The sequence below is a fragment of the Pseudoxanthomonas mexicana genome (assembly GCF_010093385.1).
Taxonomy (GTDB): domain Bacteria; phylum Pseudomonadota; class Gammaproteobacteria; order Xanthomonadales; family Xanthomonadaceae; genus Pseudoxanthomonas_A; species Pseudoxanthomonas_A mexicana.
In genome coordinates this window covers 18,983-39,910 of record NZ_PDWV01000038.1, presented here as the reverse complement: position 1 = coordinate 39,910, position 20,928 = coordinate 18,983, and the positions used below count along the sequence as shown (strand labels likewise).

General features: G+C 62.6%; 19 protein-coding genes. 10 read left to right on the top strand and 9 right to left on the bottom strand.

All coding sequences use genetic code 11. The annotated features are described in order from the left end of the window. The 4 genes from CSC76_RS13650 to CSC76_RS13635 form a co-directional block, all read left to right on the top strand. On the top strand, positions 1 to 996 hold a 996-nt coding region (locus tag CSC76_RS13650; RefSeq protein ID WP_162110549.1), incomplete at its 5' end, for an MlaE family ABC transporter permease. A gap of 2 nt (positions 997 to 998) precedes the next feature. Beyond that, positions 999 to 1,883 (top strand): ABC transporter ATP-binding protein, encoded by an 885-nt coding sequence (locus CSC76_RS13645; RefSeq protein WP_162110548.1) that lies wholly within the window; start codon positions 999 to 1,001, stop codon positions 1,881 to 1,883. 3 nt (positions 1,884 to 1,886) lie between these two features. Continuing rightward, on the top strand, positions 1,887 to 2,813 hold the full coding sequence (locus CSC76_RS13640; protein WP_162110547.1) for an MlaD family protein: 927 nt from the start codon (positions 1,887 to 1,889) through the stop codon (positions 2,811 to 2,813). Further along, the gene (locus CSC76_RS13635; protein ID WP_162110546.1) at positions 2,810 to 3,445 is read left to right on the top strand and encodes an ABC-type transport auxiliary lipoprotein family protein; all 636 of its coding nucleotides are present in this window, start codon (positions 2,810 to 2,812) and stop codon (positions 3,443 to 3,445) included. The genes CSC76_RS13640 and CSC76_RS13635 overlap by 4 nt, the downstream gene beginning before the upstream one ends. Before the next feature lie 12 nt (positions 3,446 to 3,457). Here the strand turns inward: CSC76_RS13635 and CSC76_RS13630 are convergent, their stop codons facing one another. Continuing rightward, positions 3,458 to 4,045, bottom strand: coding sequence for an alpha-ketoglutarate-dependent dioxygenase AlkB family protein (locus CSC76_RS13630; protein WP_162110545.1), 588 nt, complete (start codon positions 4,043 to 4,045; stop codon positions 3,458 to 3,460). Positions 4,046 to 4,163: 118 nt separating this feature from the next. Between CSC76_RS13630 and CSC76_RS13625 the strand changes: the two genes are divergently transcribed. Beyond that, on the top strand, positions 4,164 to 5,774 hold the full coding sequence (locus tag CSC76_RS13625; protein WP_162110544.1) for an electron transfer flavoprotein-ubiquinone oxidoreductase: 1,611 nt from the start codon (positions 4,164 to 4,166) through the stop codon (positions 5,772 to 5,774). A 7-nt stretch (positions 5,775 to 5,781) separates the two neighbouring features. Continuing rightward, entirely contained in the window at positions 5,782 to 7,854 is a 2,073-nt protein-coding gene (locus CSC76_RS13620) for a glycoside hydrolase family 99-like domain-containing protein (RefSeq protein WP_162110543.1), read from the top strand. Between the two features lie 55 nt (positions 7,855 to 7,909). Here the strand turns inward: CSC76_RS13620 and CSC76_RS13615 are convergent, their stop codons facing one another. The 3 genes from CSC76_RS13615 to CSC76_RS13605 all read right to left on the bottom strand — a co-directional run bounded on the left by CSC76_RS13615 (position 7,910) and on the right by CSC76_RS13605 (position 12,724). Beyond that, positions 7,910 to 11,173: an FG-GAP-like repeat-containing protein gene (locus CSC76_RS13615; RefSeq protein WP_162110542.1), complete on the bottom strand. Its 3,264-nt coding sequence runs from the start codon at positions 11,171 to 11,173 to the stop codon at positions 7,910 to 7,912. 184 nt (positions 11,174 to 11,357) lie between these two features. Beyond that, the gene (locus CSC76_RS13610; RefSeq protein WP_162110541.1) at positions 11,358 to 11,993 is read right to left on the bottom strand and encodes a CoA transferase subunit B; all 636 of its coding nucleotides are present in this window, start codon (positions 11,991 to 11,993) and stop codon (positions 11,358 to 11,360) included. Then, a complete protein-coding gene (locus tag CSC76_RS13605) occupies positions 11,993 to 12,724 on the bottom strand; it encodes a CoA transferase subunit A (protein WP_162110540.1) in 732 nt (243 codons plus the stop codon). The genes CSC76_RS13610 and CSC76_RS13605 overlap by 1 nt, the downstream gene beginning before the upstream one ends. Before the next feature lie 112 nt (positions 12,725 to 12,836). On the opposite strand from CSC76_RS13605, the gene CSC76_RS13600 reads away from it, so the two are divergent. The 4 genes from CSC76_RS13600 to CSC76_RS13585 all read left to right on the top strand — a co-directional run bounded on the left by CSC76_RS13600 (position 12,837) and on the right by CSC76_RS13585 (position 16,159). Beyond that, a complete protein-coding gene (locus CSC76_RS13600; RefSeq protein WP_162110539.1) occupies positions 12,837 to 13,781 on the top strand; it encodes an ATP-grasp domain-containing protein in 945 nt (314 codons plus the stop codon). A 76-nt stretch (positions 13,782 to 13,857) separates the two neighbouring features. After that, positions 13,858 to 14,604, top strand: a complete 747-nt coding sequence (locus CSC76_RS13595) for an electron transfer flavoprotein subunit beta/FixA family protein (RefSeq protein ID WP_162110538.1) — start codon at positions 13,858 to 13,860, stop codon at positions 14,602 to 14,604. Next, entirely contained in the window at positions 14,604 to 15,542 is a 939-nt protein-coding gene (locus tag CSC76_RS13590) for an electron transfer flavoprotein subunit alpha/FixB family protein (protein ID WP_162110537.1), read from the top strand. Before CSC76_RS13595 ends, CSC76_RS13590 begins: the two co-directional genes overlap by 1 nt. A gap of 62 nt (positions 15,543 to 15,604) precedes the next feature. Further along, positions 15,605 to 16,159 (top strand): hypothetical protein, encoded by a 555-nt coding sequence (locus tag CSC76_RS13585; protein WP_162110536.1) that lies wholly within the window; start codon positions 15,605 to 15,607, stop codon positions 16,157 to 16,159. Between the two features lie 57 nt (positions 16,160 to 16,216). On the opposite strand, the gene CSC76_RS13580 is transcribed toward CSC76_RS13585, so the two are convergent. Genes CSC76_RS13580 through CSC76_RS13560 form a run of 5 tightly spaced genes read right to left on the bottom strand, consistent with a single transcriptional unit; the run spans position 16,217 to position 20,927 of the window. Continuing rightward, positions 16,217 to 17,077, bottom strand: a complete 861-nt coding sequence (locus tag CSC76_RS13580; RefSeq protein WP_162110535.1) for a class I SAM-dependent methyltransferase — start codon at positions 17,075 to 17,077, stop codon at positions 16,217 to 16,219. After that, positions 17,074 to 17,442, bottom strand: coding sequence for an EamA family transporter (locus CSC76_RS13575; RefSeq protein ID WP_162110534.1), 369 nt, complete (start codon positions 17,440 to 17,442; stop codon positions 17,074 to 17,076). Before CSC76_RS13575 ends, CSC76_RS13580 begins: the two co-directional genes overlap by 4 nt. Next, complete coding sequence (locus tag CSC76_RS13570; RefSeq protein WP_162110533.1) at positions 17,435 to 18,472, bottom strand: glycosyltransferase family 2 protein; 1,038 nt, start codon at positions 18,470 to 18,472, stop codon at positions 17,435 to 17,437. The genes CSC76_RS13575 and CSC76_RS13570 overlap by 8 nt, the downstream gene beginning before the upstream one ends. After that, a complete protein-coding gene (locus tag CSC76_RS13565; protein ID WP_162110532.1) occupies positions 18,469 to 19,893 on the bottom strand; it encodes a hypothetical protein in 1,425 nt (474 codons plus the stop codon). The genes CSC76_RS13570 and CSC76_RS13565 overlap by 4 nt, the downstream gene beginning before the upstream one ends. Further along, the gene (locus CSC76_RS13560; protein ID WP_162110531.1) at positions 19,890 to 20,927 is read right to left on the bottom strand and encodes a glycosyltransferase family protein; all 1,038 of its coding nucleotides are present in this window, start codon (positions 20,925 to 20,927) and stop codon (positions 19,890 to 19,892) included. The genes CSC76_RS13565 and CSC76_RS13560 overlap by 4 nt, the downstream gene beginning before the upstream one ends. Position 20,928: the final 1 nt, after the last annotated feature.

Below are 20,928 nucleotides of genomic sequence, written 5' to 3'. Positions count from 1 at the left end.
CTGCCGGACGCGGTCGACCAACTGGATGCCACCGGGATCGACCGCATCGACTCCGCCGGCGTGCTGCAGTTGATGCGCTTCGCCAAGCGCCGCGGCATGGAGCTGTCGGACATCGCGTTCCGTACCGACCATCAGACACTGGTCAGCACCATCGAGGATGTCGCCGACGACCGGCCGCCACGCAAGCGCGACTACGGCGTACTCGCCGCGCTGTCCCGCCTGGGCCAGCGGGTCCACGAGAACGGGCAGGAAATCGTCGCCCTGCTCAGCTTCACCGGCGAGAACCTGGTCAAGCTGGTGCGGATGGTCAAGGAGCCACGCCGTTTCCGCCCCACCGCCACGGTGGCGCACATGGAAGCGGTGGGCCTGGATGCGGTGCCGCTGGTGATCCTTCTGTCGTACATGGTGGGGGCGGTGATCGCCTTCCTCGGCTCTACGGTGCTGCGCGACTTCGGCGCGGAGATCTACGTGGTGGAACTGGTGAGCATCGCGTTCCTGCGCGAGTTCGCCGTGCTGATGACGGCCATCGTGCTGGCCGGTCGCACCGCGTCGGCCTTCACCGCGCAGATCGGCGCGATGAAGAGCCGCGAGGAGATCGACGCCATCCGCACGTTGGGCCTGGACCCCATCGACCTGCTGGTGATCCCGCGCCTGCTCGCCCTGCTGGTGATGCTGCCGCTGCTGACCTTCATCTCGATGATGGCGGGCCTGGCCGGTGGTGTCACCGTGGGCGCCTTCGACCTGGACATCCCCCCACAGATGTACATCGCGCGCATGCACGACACCATCGAAGTGCGCCACTTCCTGGTGGGCCTGTCGAAGGCGCCGGTGTTCGCGCTGGTGATCGGCCTGATCGGCTGCCTGGAGGGCCTGCGCGTGGAAGGCACCGCGCAATCCGTCGGCGAGCGCACCACGTCCAGCGTGGTGCAGGCCATCTCGCTGGTGATCATGATCGACGCGCTGGCCGCGCTGTGGTTCATGCACATGGACTGGTGACGATGGCATCGGAAATCGGACAACAGGCAGCGGGTCCGGATGGCGCGCCGCAGGCAACGACGGAGCGGCGTGCTGATTCGTCCAATCACGAGGCCGTGATCCAGGTGCGCGGGCTGGTCAACCGTTTCGGCGAGCAGACCGTGCACGAGGGCCTGGACCTGGACGTGCGCCGCGGCGAGATCCTCGGCGTGGTCGGCGGATCCGGCACCGGCAAGTCGGTGCTGATGCGCGCCATCCTCGGCCTGCGCGAACCTCAGGAAGGACGGATCTCCGTGCTCGGCGAGGATGCACTGTCGCAGGATCCCGCCGCGCGCCAGCACATCGAACGCAACACCGGCGTGCTGTTCCAGGACGGCGCGCTGTTCTCTTCGCTGACGGTCGGCGAGAACGTGCAGGTGCCGTTGAAGGAGCATCATCCCGAACTGCCGGACAGCTGGCGCTACGAACTGGCCCTGCTGAAGGTCAAGCTGGCCGGCCTGCCCGCCGACGCGCTGAACAAGCTGCCGTCGCAGCTGTCGGGCGGCATGCGCAAGCGCGCCGGGCTGGCCCGCGCGCTGGCCCTCGATCCACCGCTGCTGTTCCTCGACGAACCTACCGCGGGGCTGGACCCGATCGGCGCGGCCGCATTCGACCGTCTGATCAAGACCCTGCAGGAAGCGCTCGGCCTCACGGTGTTCCTGATCACCCACGACTTGGACACGCTGTACGCGATCTGCGACCGCGTGGCTGTCCTGGCGGACCGCAAGGTGGTCACGGTCGCGCCGCTGCCGGAGGTGGAGCGCTTCGACCATCCCTGGGTGCAGGAATACTTCCACGGCCCGCGCGCGCGCGCCGCGCGCGACGGACAGCGGCCTTCCGGGCCCTCCCTTTCGCAAACGGCGGTCTGATCCATGGAAACACGCGCCAACTACGTGCTTATCGGGGCCTTCACCCTCATCATCGCCAGCGCGCTGCTGCTGTTCGGGTTGTGGGCGGCCAAGTATTCGTCCGAACGCACGTGGCAGGAGTACCAGGTGGGGTTCCGCGAGGCGGTCACCGGCCTGTCCGTCGGCAGCCCGGTGCAGTACAACGGCATTGCGGTGGGCTCGATCACCAAGCTGTCGCTTGCGCCCAACGATCCGCGCCAGGTGATCGCACGCATCCGGGTAGAGTCGTACACGCCGGTGAAGACCGATACCCGTGCGAAGCTCGCGATCACCAGCCTGACGGGGCCGACCATCATCCAGCTCAGCGGCGGTACGCCGCAGGCACCGGCCCTGACCAGCGTGGACAGCCGCGAAGCGCCGGTGATCCAGACCGCCCCGTCGGCACTGCAGAACATCACCGACACCGCCAACCGCATCGTCGAGCGCTTGGACCAGGTGCTGAGCGACAAGAACGTGGCCAGCATCACCGCCACGCTCGAGAATCTGGAGTCCATGAGCAACTCGCTCGCCAGCCGCGAGGACGGGCTGGAGTCGCTGATCGTCAGCGCGCGCGACGCGGCGCAGAACCTGGACAAGACCCTGACCACCACCAATGGCGCCATCGAGCGCCTGGACAAGAACCTGGTGCAGGAACTGCCTGGCATTCTGGACAAGCTGGAGACGACGTTGGGCAAGCTGGATTCGGCGGCCGGCAACGCCGATGCGATCCTCGGCGAGAACCGCGCCGCCATCAACAGCTTCGCCAACGACGGCCTGGGCCAGTTGGGCCCCACGCTGACCGAGCTGCGCGGCCTGGTGCGCGACCTGCGCCGCGTCAGCGACCGCCTCGAAGGCAATCCCGCGCGCTACCTGCTGGGCCGCGATGCACCCAAGGAGTTCGAACCGAAATGAAGCCGACGCGCCTCATCCTTGCCCTTCCCCTTGCGCTCGCGCTGGCCGGCTGCTCCATCCTGGGCAGCGAACAGCGGGATCCCGTCACCATCTTCGCGCCGGACGTCCGCGTGCCGGCGCGCCCCGACTGGCCTGCCGTGTCGTGGACGCTGGTGATCGCCAAGCCCACCGCGGCGCGGGTGATCGACAGCCCCCGCATCAGCGTGCGGCCGACACCGGGCGAACTGCAGGTCTATCGCGGCGCGTCATGGGCGATGCCGGCGACCGACATGCTGCAGGATGCGGTACAGCGCACACTGGAGGATTCCGGCCGCATCCCGGCGGTGGCCAGCGCCGACGCCGGCATCCTGGGCGACTACAAGCTGGTCATGGACCTGCGCCGGTTCGACGCCGACTACGCGGGCGGCGCACTGCCGGAGGCGGTGGTGGAGGGGAACGCCAAGCTGGTGAACAACCGCAGCCAGCGCGTCGTCGCCTCACGCACGTTCCTGCAGCAGCGGCCTGCGGATGGCGTGGACGTGGCCCGCGTGGCCACGGCGTTCGAACAGGCCCTGCAAGCGGCCACGGCCGATATCGCGGATTGGGTGCTCGTTTCGGGGAATAGCGACCCGAAGCCGGCCGCATCCCCCTGACCCGTCCGCCGCTCAGCGGCGGCGCGCCGGATCGACCTGGCGGAACGTCAGGTTGATCCGGGGGGCCACCACGCGGGAGGTAGGCGGAAGCGCATGCCGGTACAGCCGTTGGGTGTCACCGGACATCACCAGCAGGCTGCCATGCGGCAGCTCCAGCACGCCTTTCAGCGCCGCATCGCGGCGGTGCTTCAGCGCAAAACGCCGCACGCCGCCCAGGCTCACCGAGGCGATGACGGGACGTGGACCCAGTTCGGGTTCATCGTCGCTGTGCCAGCCCATCGCATCCCGCCCGTCGCGGTACAGATTCGCCAGCACGCTGTTGAACGGCACTCCCAGTTCCTCCTGCAGCCGCACCCTGAGCACGGACAGGGCGTGATTCCAGAGGCAGGGCGTGAAATCGGCGCCCGAATAGCGGTAGACCGCCCCTGCATCCCCGATCCAGGCGCTGAGACGCGGGGAATCCACTTCACGTCCGAACATCCTGATCCGGTGCACGCTCCAGGGCAGGTCGCGCTGGAGGAGGCGCAATAACGCATCGGCCTCGTCGGCGCCCAGCCATTCCGGCACGAACGCAAGCGATGCACCCGGCAGCGCGGCCAAGGCGCCATCCGTCGACAGTGGCAAGGGTATGGTCACGCCCGCGATGCTCGCGGATTTGCCCCGTCCGGTGCAAACCCCGAAAATACCGGCAGCCTAACGCCCTTCTGGAGCAAGCCCGATGTCCGATGTCGAACGCGATGTGATGGAATACGACGTCGTCACCGTCGGCGCTGGCCCAGCGGGCCTGGCCTTCGCCATCCGGCTGAAACAGTTGGATCCCGATATCTCGGTCTGCGTGATCGAGAAGGCCAGCACGATCGGCGCGCACATCCTGTCCGGCGCCGTGATCGAACCCGCACCGCTGGATGCCCTGCTCCCCGGCTGGCGCGACAATCCGCCGCCGATCTGCGTCCCGGCCACGGAGGATGAGTTCTGGTACTTCAGCAAGGATGGTGGCCGCAAGTTCCCGATGGTGCCGCCGGGCATGCGCAACCACGGCAACTTCATCGTGTCGCTGGGCGCGATGTGCGCCTGGCTGGCCCCGCAGGCCGAAGCGCTGGGCGTGGAGATCTACCCGGGCTTCGCCGCCGCCGAGACGCTGCATGACGACGACGGCAAGGTCATCGGCGTGCGCATCGGCGACATGGGCATCGCCAAGGATGGCAGCCACAAATCCGGCTACACGCAGGGCATCGACATCCGCGCGAAGGTCACCGTGCTGGCCGAAGGCGCACGCGGCCACCTGACCAAGCGACTGGTCAAGCGCTTCGCGCTGGACAAGGACAGCGATCCGCAGGCGTATTCGATCGGGATCAAGGAACTGTGGCAGGTGCCGGAAGGTCGCGTCACGCCCGGCAAGATCGTGCATACCCTGGGATGGCCCGCTAGCAACGACATCTACGGCGGCAGCTTCCTCTACCACCTGGAGAACAACCAGATCGCGCTCGGCTATGTCAGCGGCCTGGACTACAAGGACCCTGAGTACAAGCCGTGGGAAGCCTTCCAGCAATGGAAGAACCACCCGCTGATCAAGCCGCTCCTCGAGGGCGGCAGCATCCTGTCCGCCGGCGCGCGCGCCATCGTCACCGGCGGCTGGCAGTCGCTGCCCAAGGTGGAGATGCCCGGCGCATTGCTGATCGGCGACACCGCCGGCCTGCTCAACGTGCCGAAGATCAAGGGCACGCACCAGGCCATCCGCAGCGGCATGCTGGCGGCCGAGCACCTGGTCTCGTCGCAGCTTGCGCCGCAAGGTTTCGACGCGAAGCTGCGTGCCTCGGATGCGATAACCGAGCTGAAGTCCGTGCGCAACATCAAACCCGGCTTCAAGAAGGGCCTGTGGTTCGGCATGGCCAACGCCGCGTGGGAAACCTTCACCGGCGGCCTGTCGCCCTGGACGCTGAAGGTCAAGCCGGATTGGTCATCGCTGGACAAAGTCGGCGAGTACGAAGAGCCCAAGCGCGATTACGTGGACCGCACCCTGGCCCCGCGCGACCGCCTGCAGGGCGTTTACTACGCGGCCACCGAGCATGACGAAGACCAGCCCGTGCACCTGCGCGTGCACGACACGTCCGTCTGCGTGACCCGTTGCGCCGCCGAATACGACAACCCCTGCACGCGCTTCTGCCCGGCGGGCGTCTACGAGATCGTCGACGACGGCGAAGGCAAGCGCCTGCAGATCAACGCCGCCAACTGCGTGCACTGCAAGACCTGCGACATCAAGGATCCCTACCAGATCATCGACTGGGTGACGCCGGAAGGTGGCTCGGGGCCGAATTACCAGAACCTCTAAGGACTCCGTGTCGAATTCACTGTCCCGGCAACTTCGCACCACGCTCTTCTACGCGCTTCGGACCGCCTTCCGGTTGACGCCGATGTCGCAAGCGACGCGCGACCGCTTGCGCCAGCGGTTTCTCGACACGCGCGGGCATTGGGTGCCGGAGGGCCCGAAGGGCAAGGCACCCACCGGTGAATTGCCGCGACGCCCCTACGTACGCTCGGATGAGCGTGCGATCGGCTATGTCCCTTACGAGAAGGGGGAACTGCCCGACCCCTTGCCCGCCACCCTGGTCGCGTTTTATCTGCCGCAGTTTCACACCATTCCTGAGAACGATGAATGGTGGGGCAAAGGGTTTACCGAATGGCGCAATGTCACCCGCGCGCTGCCCCAGTTCGAGGGCCATTACCAGCCCAAGCTACCCGGCGACCTCGGCTTCTACGACCTGCGCAATGTCGAAGTGATGCACGAACAGGCCCGCTTGGCTCGCGAGTACGGCATCAGCGCCTTCTGCTTCTACTTCTACTGGTTCGGCGGCAAGACGCTGCTCGAGACGCCACTGCGCAACTGGCTCAACGACAAGTCCATTGACCTGAAGTTCTGCTTGTGCTGGGCCAATGAAAAGTGGACCCGCACGTGGGACGGGCGCGGCGACGAAATCCTGATCGACCAGAAACATTCGCCCGAGGACGATATCGCGTTCATCGAGCACGTGGCGGAGTACATGCGGGACCCGCGCTATTTGCGGGTGGATGGGAAGCCCGTGCTCTTGGTTTATCGTCCCGGACTTCTTCCGGACACCGCCACCACTACGGAGCGTTGGCGTCACTGGTGCTGCGAGAACGGCGTAGGCGAAATACAGCTCTCATATGTCCAGAGTTTTGAACGCCCGACGCCCGCTTCGCTCGGCTTCGATAGCGCCATTCAGTTCCCCCCAAACTTGTCGTCTATCTCTACAGCCGGAGACGACATCCAACTGATCAATCCAAACTATGCCGGGAGAATCCGCGACTGGCGTCACCTCAACAGGGAGTTCGAGGAGTCGCTAAGCCTATCCAAAAGCTACAAGCTTTTCCCGGGAGTCAATACTGGTTGGGACAACGAGCCGCGTCGTCCTGGATGCGCAACGACATATGCGTTATCTGCGCCCTTCCGTTACGAGCGCTGGCTACGTCGAAGCGTAGAGTGGACGCTGCAACAGCAAGGGCAAACCCCAATATTTATAAATGCTTGGAATGAGTGGGCAGAAGGTGCCTTTTTAGAACCAGACGCCCGATTCGGGTATGCTAATTTAGCAAGTACTCGCGCTGCACTCTCCAAGCGAGAGCCGAACCCGATCCGGCCTATCGTTGTGCTCCATGCATGGCACTTGGATGTTCTCCCGGAAATGCTGAACCAGTTGCGGGAGTGCGAGATTCCTTGGCAGCTCGAAGTCTCCACTACACCCGATAGGGCTCAATCGGCCGAAGCCACGCTACGTAGGTGCGGCTTGAAGTATCGTCTACACGTCCTAGAGAACAGAGGACGTGACATTCTGCCATTCCTCCAGATCGCTGCACGCCTACTACAGGAGGGTGAGCAATTGATCCTGAAGCTCCACACCAAACGATCCCTGCATAGGAAGGATGGCGATGATTGGCGGCGCGAACTGATTCTCAAGCTCGTATCTGGAATCCGCGCCCAAACAATCTTAGATGCATTTTCACAGGACACAGCACTTGGACTGGTGGCACCAGAAGGACATGTACAGCCAATGAACTATTACTGGGGCGCAAACGCGCTCGCTGTAACTCAACTAGCGAGACAGCTTGGCTTATCACCCAAAGTTCTTAGCGATTCTACGTTCGTGTCAGGCAGCATGTTCTGGGTTCGCCTGCAGGCGATCCGACCATTGCTTGAGATCGGGCTTACCCACTCGGATTTCGAACGGGAGACATCTCAGCTAGATGGAACCATGGCCCATGCTATCGAACGCATCATAGCTCCGTGCGTCGCTGCTGAAGACTGGAGCTGGACTACGGTTGCCAACCTTATCGGACAGACTACGCCTGACGGTATCGCTGAATACAAGTACGCCAAACCCAGTCGGAACTAGCTAAAAAAAAGGTCCGCGAGAGCGGACCTTTTTCGTCTGACAACGGCAGCAGAAATCAAAAGCTTGAAAGCACGTTCCAGCCGGTGCCGTAAGCCCTGTTCAAACTCTGCCCATTGAAGGAGGTACCCGTACTGAACCACATTGCGATCTGGCGAGAACCATTGCCGATCAGCAGATCGGTGTTCCCATCCCCATTGAAGTCGCCCGTACCAAGAATGCCGTAACCTGCCGGCAGAGCGTACCCCGCCGCACGCGTCAATTCGGCACCGTTCATCTGCCACGTCTCGAATTGCCCGGAGTTAGTATCGCGCCAAATGAGGTCCGATTTTCCGTCACCATTGATGTCAACTTGGCCTACAGCAACCCACCCCGCACCGTACTGCCTGTTCAGAGCCTGGCCGTTGAATCCACCATTGCCGGTGCCAAACCACATCACCAGCTCACGCGACGCATTGCCGATCAACAAGTCGCTGAAGCCGTCTCCGTTGAAATCACCGGTAGTCAGAATGGAGTAACCTGCTGGCAGACTGTACCCGCGAGCCTGAACAAGCGTCACCCCATTCATCACCCAAGCTTCAAACTGACCACTCGATCCGTTCAGCCAAAGTAGATCGGATCTACCGTCACCATTGATCTCAACGTTCCCTACGGCGCTCCAACCATTACCGTAAACACGCGCCAGCGACTGACCGCGGAATCCAACTCCGTTGCCAAACCACATCACTGTGTCGCGCGCAGCGCTGGTTAACAGCAGATCAGCATGACCGTCACCATTAAAGTCACCGGTCGTCATGATTCGGTAGCCAGTCGGCAACGTGAATCCAATAGCCCTTTGCAGCGTGGCGCCGCCCATCATCCACGTTTCAAACTGACCCGCAGTATCACTCTTCCACAAAATGTCGGAGGCGCCGCTGGCATTGAAGTCCGTCGTAACTCTCTGCGCAAAGAACGGACGCACATCGAGGTCGGCCACCCATCCACCGCCGTATATGCGGTTAAGGGCTTGACCATTGAATGAGGTTCCGGTGCCAAACCACATGAACAGCTCTCGCTGACTGTTGGACAACAACAAATCTAGCTTGCCGTCCCCGTTGTAGTCCCCAGAGCCAAAAATCTCGTAACCAGCGGGCAACGAGTATCCGGTGGCGACGGATAGCATGTAGCCATCCATGACCCAAGTTTCGAACTGCCCGGTGCTGTCATTGCGCCACAATAGATCCGACTTGCCGTCAGCGTTGACATCCACGCCTCCCGTCACCACCCAGCCGAGACCGTAAATCTTACCCAAGCCCTGACCATTGAACGAAGTACCCGTGCCGAACCACATCACCAGTTCACGGGATGGACCACCCAGCAATAGGTCGCCAAAACCATCGCCGTTGAAGTCGCCTGTAGTCAGCACCGAATACCCGGATGGAAGATTGAAGCCTGTAGCACGCGTGAGCGTCACGCCATCCATCATCCACGTTTCGATCGCGCCTGTAACGTTGTTCTTCCAAAGCAAATCAGACTTACCGTCCCCGTCGAAGTCGATCTGTCCGATGGCGGACCAGTCAATCCCATACGTACGGTTTAGAGATTGCGAGGTGAATGCAGCTCCGGTGCCAGTCCAAAGAACCAGGTCACGCGCTGCGCTCGTAAGCAGCAAATCGTTGAACCCATCGCCATTGAAATCGCCAGAGGTCATAACCCTGTAACCCACAGGAAGCTGAAAGCCCCTTGCGGCTGACAAAGCTGCACCATTCATAGCCCACGTTTCGATCTGGCGCGAATTGGAGCGCCAAAGAAGATCCGAGATGCCATCGTTATTGAAATCGTTACGGCCCTTGCCTGTGAATGGCACTACTGTCGCCCGAAACGTAGCCACCACCGGAATCGTCTGGTTCAGGCTCCGCGCATTGTCCTCACTGTTGGCCACACCGCAGGCGAGGTTGGCGCTGGCGCCGCAGGTGTTTTTCAGGGGCGTGGAGAAGATGCGGTGGGAGATCTGACCGGTGTCGCCGTATGCCATCACCGTATAGAAGTTGCCGGCCGCTGCTGCCGTCTTGTACCCGAACGAGTAGGCGTAACGCCCGTACTGCAGGCCGCCCGAGGAATTGGTGGAATTCGCGCGATCATGCGCCGAGCCCATCAGGTGCGCGGCTTCATGCACCAAAGTCTCGTCGGCGCAGTAGTACGTCTTGCCGTCCGTCCCCTGGTCGTAGCCGTCGCTGATGACCGCGTAACCCCACGGAGCATCCGCTGCGGTGATGGCGGTCTGGTTGGCGCCGTTTAGCCAGGCGATGCCGCAGCCCTCGTTTTCCGGCGTATTGAACTTGCGCACCAGCACGGCGATATCCGCGCCGTACTGGTCGCGCGCCGTGCGCAGCGGTGCAAGGCTGGCCGGGACAGTGACGGCGGACTGGCCATTGCTGCCGGTCAGTTCGGACAAGGCGGTCTGGTTGCTGTTGGTATTGGTGTAGCTGACCTGCAAGGCATGGACGATGCGCAGGTAGCCGTTGACGTCGCTGTTCACCAAGGCTTGGTTGCCCACATTGATCAGGAAGACCAGACGGGTCGCGGCACCGGACGCGCCGCCGTTTGCCGTCGCGAATTCAGGTGTATACCCGATCGCCACGTCGATGGTATTGGCGGAGGTCTGCGGCGCAGACTGCGCCACCATGGTCGCCCCCTGACTGACGGGCGCCGATTGGCTGACCGCGGCCCCCATCGACGAGCGCAGCGCGGCCGCCTCGGGGATCATCATGTCCACATGACCCTTGGTCGCCGACACCACTTTCGAAGGATCGGTCTGGACGGCAAACACGCTGCCGTTGCGGGTCTGCAGGCTCAGTGCCGGCTTGCCGTTGGCCTGCGGGATGGAACCGAACACCGCCTTCTCGCCGAAGGTGATGATGGCTTCCTGCATGGGATCGCCGCCGACCACACGGCCGATCCAGGTCCAATTGCCGTCGATTTCCTCGACATGGCGCTCGTAACGCAGCTTGACCTGGCTGCCATCGGGCGACGGCACCGTCATTTCGCCCGTGGCCACCGCCTTGAAAGCGTGCGCCTCGCTGATGGCCGTGGGGTACCAGGTGTACGCGCCTTCCTGCTTGGCCGCCTTCTGCTTGTCCGGATAGGACAACAGCGCGCCGCGGTCCGGCGCATTGGCGATCGAAGCGCCGATCGCGCGGGCCAACGGAAGTGCGGCCGGCAGCGTGGCGGACGGCTGGGTCGCGGCAACGCCACGCATCCCGGCCACGCCCGATTCGGGATTGCCTCCACTGCACCCGGCCAAAGCCACTACCAAGGCGCAAGCGCCAATGCGGAGTTTCATACGTACCCTCGAGAAAAACAGATGGAGCCCCTGAATGGACAATATAGCCCAGCTGACCGGCTGTAAAACAGCCAACCCGGTCCGCTAACCTGTTTATCGGCAGGATGACGTACAGCTGAAAGTCAGATGCACCGCAAGTAACGTGAGCGGGGATTTGACTCCCGTCACGCAACCATGGCGCCTGTCAAGCCCGCGCCCGATAAGGGACGCCCGTCTTGGCACGAAGCTCGGCCTCGGTGACACCCTCGGCCATCTCCACCAGCACCAGCCCATCCGGCGTCACGTCGAGTACGGCCAGGTCCGTGATGATCCGATCCACCACGCCAACGCCGGTCAGGGGTAGGTCGCACTGCGGCAGGATCTTGTGGCTCCCGTCCTTGGCCACGTGTTCCATCAGCACGACGATGCGCTTGACGCCGGCCACCAAGTCCATGGCGCCACCCATGCCCTTGACCATCTTGCCCGGGACCATCCAGTTGGCCAGATCACCCTTGTCGGTGACCTGCATCGCACCCAGGACGGCCAGGTCGATGTGGCCGCCGCGGATCATGGCGAAGGAGTCGTGGCTGCCGAAGTAGCTGGCGCCGGCGCGCGCGGTGACGGTCTGCTTGCCGGCATTGATCAGGTCGGCATCCACCTCGTCCTCGGTGGGGAACGGACCGATGCCCAGCAAGCCGTTTTCGGACTGCAACCAGACGTCCATCCCGGCCGGGATGTGATTGGCGACCAGGGTCGGCAGGCCGATGCCCAGGTTCACGTAGGCGCCGTCGGTCAGTTCGCGCGCGGCGCGCTGCGCCATCTCATCGCGGGTCCAGGGCATCACTTGTCTCCTTGGCGGACGGTGCGCTGCTCGATGCGCTTCTCGGGGGTCGGGTTGTGGACGATGCGGTCCACGTAGATGCCCGGCAGGTGGACGTGGTCGGGGTCGATCGCGCCGACCTCAACCACTTCCTCGACCTCGGCAATGCAGACCTTGCCGGCCATCGCGCAGGCCGGGTTGAAGTTGCGCGCGGTCTTGCGGAACACCAGGTTGCCCGCCGTGTCGGCCTTCCACGCCTTGACCAGCGACACGTCGGCCATCAGCGCCGTCTCCATCACGTACCAATGCTCGCCGAACTGGCGGGTTTCCTTGCCTTTGGCGACGACCGTGCCGTAGCCGGTGCGGGTGAAGAACGCGGGGATACCGGCACCGCCGGCCCGCAGGCGCTCGGCCAGCGTGCCCTGCGGGTTGAATTCCAGTTCCAGCTCGCCCGAAAGGAACTGGCGCTCGAATTCCTTGTTCTCGCCGACGTACGAGGAAATCATCTTCCTGATCTGGCGGGTCTCCAGCAGCAGCCCCAGTCCGAAGCCGTCCACGCCCGCGTTGTTGGAGATGGCCGTCAGCCCCTTCACGCCGCTGTCGCGCAGGGCACCGATCAGCGCCTCGGGGATGCCGCACAGGCCGAAGCCGCCGACCGCCAGCGTCTGGCCGTCGGCCACGACGCCTTCGAGCGCCGCTGCCGCACTGGGATAGAGCTTCTGCTTGCCTCCGGAGCCGGGATTACCCGCCATGGCGCGATCCATTCGATGGTGAAAGCCGGCATTCTACCCAGCCGCCCATCCCGGACACAGGTACTTTCGGGCAATGGGAATCCGGTGCGGGGCGTGCGCGTACACTGCCGCCATGAGAACCGTCGCCCTCGTCGCCCTCGTCACCGCCGTCGCTGCCACCGGGCATGACGATGACCTCGTTCCCCTGCTCGATGCGTGTGCCGATGCCGGCCTGCATGCGCGCGCCGTGGCCTGGGACGATCCCACCGTGAACTGGGGGCGTTTCGATACCGTCCTGCTCCGCTCGCCCTGGGACTACACTGAACGGCTGCCGGAGTTCCTGGCATGGGCCGAACGGGTGGACCGTGCGACCCTGCTGCTCAACCCGCTAAACGTGGTCCGGTGGAACACCGACAAGCACTATCTGGCTGATCTGGCCGCCGTCGGCATCCCCACGGTGCCGACGACGTTCGTGGAGCCCGATGCCGAGCCCATGGAGGCCCTGAGTCGCTTTCTGGAGGCGTTCGCGGATGCGGACGAGTTCGTGGTCAAGCCGACCGTCAGTGCCGGCGCGCGCGACACCCAGCGCTACCAGCGCGACCAGCAGTTCGCCGCCGGCAACCATATCGCCCGGCTGCTCGACCAGGACCGCAGCGTGATGCTGCAGCCCTACCTGTCCACGGTGGATGCCGCTGGCGAAACCGCCCTGGTCTACCTTGCCGGCCATTTCAGCCATGCGCTCCGCAAGGGCGCGCAGCTGCCCCCCGGAGAAGCGGCACGCCAGGCGCCGATGGCGGCGGGCGACATCACCGCGCGCGAGCCCCTGCCTTCGGAACTCGCCCTCGCCGAACGCATCCTGGCCGCGACCATGCGTCTGCGTCAGCTGGAGGCGCCCCTGACCTACGCACGCATCGACCTGCTGTCCGGCCCGGACGGCCAGCCCTGCCTGCTCGAACTGGAGCTGACCGAGCCCTCCCTGTTCTTCGACCAGGCCCCCGGCAGCGCAGCCCGGCTCGCCGCCCTGCTTGCCGCGACGCCGGCAGACGCCACCGTACGGACTCGCATGGATCGGGCCTGACGGCTAAAATCGGGCTTCTGCCCTCGGCCAGCCGCCGCGGCCGGGCCTCACCGTCGCACACAGGAATTCCCGCAGGATGAAGATTCTCGTCGCCTACAAGCGCGTGGTGGACTACAACGTCCGCATCCAGGTCAAGCCGGACGGGTCCGGCGTGGTCACCGACGGCGTCAAGCTGTCCCCCAACCCTTTCGACGAGATCGCGCTGGAAGAAGCCCTGCGCCTGCGCGACAAGGGCATCGCCACCGAGGTGGTGGTCGCCACCATCGCCCCCGCCGACGCCCAGGCCCACCTGCGCACCGGTTTGGCCATGGGCGCCAACCGCGCCATCCACGTGGTCACCGACCAGGCCATCCAGCCGCTGACCGCCGCCCGCACCCTGCTGAAGCTGGTCGAGAAGGAATCGCCCGATCTGGTGATCCTCGGCAAGCAGGCCATCGACGACGACGCCAACCAGACCGGCCAGATGCTGGCCACCCTGTGGGGCCGCCCGCAGGCCACCTTCGCCGGCAAGCTCGACATCGCCGACGGCAAGGCTACGGTGGTACGGGAAGTCGACGCAGGCCTGGAACCGCTGGAGGTCGACCTGCCCGCGGTCGTCACCACCGACCTGCGCCTCAACGAACCGCGCTTCATCAAGCTGCCCGACATCATGAAGGCCAAGAGCAAGCCGCTGGAAACGCTGCCGCTGGCCGCCCTGGGCGTCGAATCCGCCGATACCCACAAGACCACGCACTATGCCCCGCCCGCCAAGCGCAGCAAGGGTGTCATGGTGAAGGACGCGGCCGAACTGGTCGCCGCACTCAAGCAGAAGGGGTTGCTGTAATGGCCAAGGTTCTCGTCATCGCCGAACACCTGGACGGCAAGCTCAACGCCTCCACCGCCAAGACCGTCAGCGCCGCTGCGGCCGTGAAGGCCGACGCCATCGACGTGGTCGTGCTGGCTGCCGACCCGACGGCCGTCGCTGCCGAAGCCGCGCAGATCGCCGGCGTTGCGAAGGTGCTGACCGTCGCCAACACCGCCAACGCGAACGCGATCGCCCAGGTGCTGGCGCCTCAGATCGCCAAGCTCGCCGCGAGCTATACGCACGTGTTCGCGCCCTCCACCACCTTCGGCAAGGACCTGCTGCCCTGCGTTGCCGCTCTGTTGGGCGTCAACCAGGTCTCCGACCTGATGGCCGTGGAAGGCCCGCATACCTTCAAGCGTCCGATCTACGCCGGCAACGCGATCATCACCGTCGAAACTCCGGCCGATCAGACCGTCGTCGCCACCGTGCGTACCGCCTCCTGGCCGGAAGCGGCCAAGGGCGGCAGCGCGACGATCGAAGCCGTCAGCGTGGACGCCACCCTGCCCACGCACACCCGTTACATCGGCCTGGCCGCCGGCAAGTCCGACCGCCCTGACCTGCAGAGCGCCAAGCGCGTCGTCTCCGGCGGCCGCGGCGTCGGCTCGGCCGAAAACTTCAAAGTCATCTACGCTCTGGCCGACAAGCTGGGCGCCGCCGTCGGCGCCTCCCGCGCCGCCGTCGACGCCGGCTACGTGCCGAACGAACTGCAGGTCGGCCAGACCGGCAAGATCATCGCCCCCGAGCTCTACGTGGCAGTCGGTATCTCCGGCGCCATCCAGCACCTGACCGGCATCAAGGACGCCGGCACCATCGTGGCGATCAACAAGGACGGCGAAGCGCCGATCTTCGAGATTGCGGATATCGGGTTGGTGGGCGATCTTTTCCAGTTACTGCCTGAACTTGAGTCACAACTCTGAATTCAACCGCCACTAGCTCCGCCATGGTCGTCGCAGCCCAACTTACTGAGGACACTTCACCTATGAGTCGAAAACTACTCCCCGCCGTCACGCTCATCGCGATCGCGCTCAGCGGTTGCAACGACAAGACTCCGGAGTACCAGAAACCCACGGCCGCTACCCCGATGGTGCGTGCCGACGCCTCGAATGGAACCGAACAGCCGCCTACGACTCATTTCTCCGAGTTCACGGCCGATCTCGAATCGCTTGGGAAAGTTGAGCTTTGCGCGCTGGATGCAATCAACGGAAATTCACCACAAGAAGGCGTGTTCAAGGTGGCTGGCGCGGGCGCGGTCGCATTTGAGGGGTGGGCAGCCACGACCAGCCTCACGAATCCTGGTACGGTGACCGTTGTTCTTTCCAAGCCTGGAAATGCCTTCTCGATCTCGGGCCCGGCTGGCATCAAGCGGGATGACGTTGCGGCCGCATACAAAGCTGAGGCACTGACCAATGCAGGCTTCAAGCTGGAGCTTGCCATGCTGCAGGTTCCTGCAGGCGAATATACGGTGTCCATTCTCCACGAGGAAGGGGGCGCGCAAGTTTCATGCGTGAGCCCACTCAAGATGATCGTCGAGTAATAGACATCCAATGGTTCGCCGGCGAGCATGCTGTGCCGGCGGACTCGCACACTTGGCTCAGTCCTTGCGCAGGATCCAGACTCGGATGTCAGCTGGCAGTATCGCTAGCACTGGTATGAGTGCGCCAAGGATGGCAGTGAGCAATCCTGCCTTCACTGCCGACACGGACTTGTCGTACCTGACACGCGAATAAAGGCCGTGATAGCTTGCGGTGGGAAGGGAGAACGTGTCGGCCACGGAAAAACCTGCATTGCGTGCCAAACGCTGCATGGCCCGAGTATCAAAGTAGTGCAGGTGCGGCGATGGGAAACCAACCTGCCACATGCGATCGAACGATCTGCTCAAGCCGACACGAGCCATCACCTTCGACACGCGATATAGGAATCCCGTGCGGTCAGGCGCATTGACGATGATGTGCCCGCCGGCATTGAGGTGCGCGTGACACGCGGCCAAGGTGCCAGCGACGTCGGGAATGTGCTCCAGCACGTCATTGAACGCGATGAGGTCATACGTTTCCGCCCCTACAACGTCCGGGAAGAACCCACTCTTCACATCGAAGCCACGGCGACGTGCAACGTCGGCGATCAGCGGGTCAGGTTCGATCCCCGCGACATCATACTCGCCGCTCATGCGCTGGAGAAACCAACCGTGCGCGCAACCGACATCCAGCAAGCGCCGGGGCCCTTGGCAGCCGGCCGGGAGCAACAGGGCAACGCGCTTCGCGAGAAGGTCGAAATTGGCGATGCGTAGCGTCCGCAACGCATCCTCGCGCGCATGCTCGTCCAAGTCGTTGCCGGCCTTCTGATCGAGAATCCTCGGCTCTAGACTGCTACCTTCGTAGGAGCACTCGGTGCACTTGAGATGCCAGGGCGCAACTCCCAGGGTGAGCGTTGCCCCACATGCCGGACACTCACTCATGCGATCTTCCCCCAACTCGTTACGAAAACCCCGAACATGATGATGCCACCTCCAAGGAAGGTCTGGTAACCGATCCTCTCGCCAATCAGGAAGTGGGCTAGCAGTGGCACGAGCAAGAATGTCAGCCCATAGAACGGAAAGGCAAGCGACAACGGTAGTCTCTTGAGTACTAGAATCCACATTATCGTGGCCAAACCGTAAACGAACAGGCCGGACAACAGGCTCGGGGACAACAGGCTGCGGGGATCTCCGAACGAGACGCCCCTCGATGCCAATTTGAACAGGATCTGCCCCAGGCTGAGCAGCAGGAGCGTTGCCGCGAGCAGAAGCGCGGTCCCCCACCCCATCCGGATCGGATCATTCATCAGAAGACCTCACCGCGAGCGCGGCCAAACGTTGCTCCAGAAGAGTGTGCATGACGCGTCGGGGCACGTTCGCGATATCGTACGAAAGGAACGCTAGGACGAGTTGTATGCCCACCAGCAGGGACATCGTAGGAATCATCACAGTCCCGGTGGTAGCGCCCACATTAGTGGACGCTGATATCCACCAATGCCAGCACCCGAAGATCAGGCCGAATGCCAGGAGACCTAACCCCACGAACAACTGGAGCGAAGCGAGGGGCAAGTCCCGCAACACGTAGTTATACGCGATGCGCTTGAAAAGATTTCGTGCGTGTTTGGCCGCGAATTCGCCGACGATCTGCTTGATCTTCAAGCCACTCTCTTCATCGCCATAACTGGCATCCATCGGGACATCCACCACCACGGCGCGCAATATACTCAACCGGAAAAGCATGTCGGTCTCGAAGAAGTAACGCTTGCTGATCTTCTCCCGCGGCACGAACCTCGCCGCATTCGCGTGGATAGCCGTGTATCCGTTGGTCGGATCGAAAAGATCCCAGTACCCGGTCGAGAGCTTGGTAAACAGGGAGAGGATCGCATTGCCGAAGATACGGACCTTCGGCATTTCGTGGATACGCTTGAGGTCAAAGAAGCGATTGCCCTTGGTGTAGTCAGCCTCACCACGCAGGATAGGATTGACGAACGCCATCAGCAGTCGCGGATCCATTTGCCCATCGCCATCGATCTTGACTATTACGGAAGCTCCGTCGGCCACCGCCTGGTCATACCCTGTCAGGACCGCGCCTCCGACGCCCTGGTTTTCTGCGTGCCTGAGGACGCGTAGGCGCCGGTCGGCGCAATGCCGCTCTATGAAGTCCGCACTACCGTCCGGGCAAGCATCATCGACACAGTAGATCAGGTCAACCTCGTCTCCAATCTTGGAAAGGACGCCCATGATGTGCCGCGTGACCCGGTAGCATGGGATGACGACTGCAACGCAAGAAGTCCCCGACTGGCTCTCAACAGCATCCTGAACGGCGAGTTCATTCATGGCTCCACCCTCGCCTCGGACTCACGAGCCACCACCTTCGCTGCCAGGTGCAGCGCTGGTGGCGCAAAGACGACGGCGAAGGGAAACAAGAAGTAGTAGTACCGGAAATCGTTGGCCATCGCCGTCATGAATGGAAGCGCGATCTGTGCGATGAAGAACACCGCCACCAGCCAGAGGGGGGAAAACGCCCGTCCGAACGAGAACATAGCGACGAGCAGAAGTAGTGCTGGCAGCAGATTCCAGAAAATGGCGCGAACCAACGGACTTCGTGTTTCCACAAGGCCCGACTGAACTTTCCGTTGTATATCCGGTGCCCAAGCGGGCTTCTCTGACGTCTCAAACCGGTCGAGCACTCTACATTGGGATTCAACCATCCCGAAGACTTGCCTGCAGTCCTCGAACGTTCCGAGATCATAGAACGTCATGCCGCCGAATGATGTCGACGGCTGGAGTGTACCCAGGAACATCTGGACCCGTGATGATACGCAGAGCGAAAAATTGTTCACACACAGCCTCGGGGTGCGCTTCAGGATCGCCCGGTAAACGTAGCCAAGTTCGCCTTCCGAGATTGGCTCGAGGTGGTTCCGAAAGTAGTCTGGCGTGAACTCCTTGGCGTAGTCAGCGCCGAATGCCTGCACCGCGAGTCTACGATCGTACTCATGATCGTCGGAAATGTAGCCATTCCTGTTCGTGACTATTGCCAAAAATGGCTGCGAAACGGCAGAGACTTTCAATCGCAGCATATGCGCGTTGTCATTCCTCACAAGCTTACTCGCACCAACAGCCTGAAGAACAGAAAAACCTACTATTGCCAGCACAATCGGCAACCAGAGCTTGCGTTGCGCAATCACACTGCGCCAGCCGAGCAAGAGGGGCAGCAATACCGCGTTGAAGATCATTCCGTGACGCAGGCCAAGGCAGAAGAACAGGGAAAGGCCCAAGAAGAAGCCATCCTTCCACGTTGCTCGATACTCCGGTTCGACTCTCATCCTGTAAGCGAGTGCTGCCATGAACACCAGGCTATATGCGATCGGCACATCTTTCCAAACAACACCGAGATATAGCAGTGTATGGAGTGATGCAGCCCAAGCCACCACGGCAACACACCCCAAGAGGCTGGCGCCCTGGTGATAGAGGGAGTGCCTCAGCGACTGGTACAGGAGCACGCAGCACCAAGCAATCTGCAAGCTGGTGTAGAGCCAGTAAGAATCCAGCGGAACCGCGAGGAATCTCACAAGCAGCGCATTAAGGAGAGGATGATAAGTCGTGTATTCACCTTCGAGAGCCTCTCGGGTGATGAATAGCGAGTCGTGCGTCGCGAACCCTGGCCAAGAGTAGATCCTTGCGACGACACCCGTCAGCACGATCACCCCAAGAATGAACGGCATCGCAAATCCTGCTTCTTTTCGTAGATGACTCATGCTCCGCTCAATCCTCGATCAATTGCATCTATGCGCAAGCTCACTGCATCGCTGAACACTCGCTCGCCAATCAGACTCATCGCGCTCGACAAGACCCTGGAGGTCAATGCGCCATCCGTACAGGCTCGCTCGATATTGGTCGCCCAAGCCTCGGGACAATTGTCTGTCTTCAGGCAATCTATGTCGGCGCGAAGCGCAGAATACGCCGGCACATCAGAAACCAAGGCAGGCATGCCGAGGGCGGCGTAGTCCAACACCTTGATACTGCTCTTGCTATCATTGAATCGCGAACGCAGCAACGGAGCCACCCCAAGCTTTCGAGCGCCTTGCCGACAAATCCAGTGTACAAAAGCAGGGTAGGAAGCACCCACGTACGAGGGGATGGTTAGCACCTCGAGCCAGGGGAATTCGTCATAGCGCGAGGACACGCCGATGACATCCAACTTGTACTGGCCCGGTGAGCGCAGCTCAAGCAGGGCCATCGCTTGATTGAGTAGATCAAGATCAGCAGCGTGCGTTCGAGTACCCATGTAAAGCAACTTCGACACGGCACCACCCGCAAAGACCGGGCCCCTTGGCTCCGCCCACAAGCTGGGGTCCAATGCGTTGGGCATCAACAGTGGAGGTGATCTGGAAACGCCAGCCGAGTTTCGAACCAGGTCGGGCGTAGAGCACCACACTTGGTCGGCAACCTGCAGCGACGCTCGGACAGCTTCGAGCTTCTCAGCGTACATGCGCCGCTCAAACTGATCATCCAACTCGAACAGATTATCGTCGAGATCGTAGATCATGGTCGCGCCGACTGACTTCGCGACCTTCACAACCGCAGCGACATCACCCGACGTCGGCAGCGCCACACGCTGCCATACGATGACATGGGGTTGGAATGCCTCGACCTCCTCTGGGACAAGGTAACGGACGTCCCAGCGACCATGTGTCGCATCGCGAATCGCATCGAAGAACGTTGACAGTCGAATCGTTCCACAGGGCGACAGAACGCCTCCCAGTTTCTCGGGGATGACGGCTATCCGCATG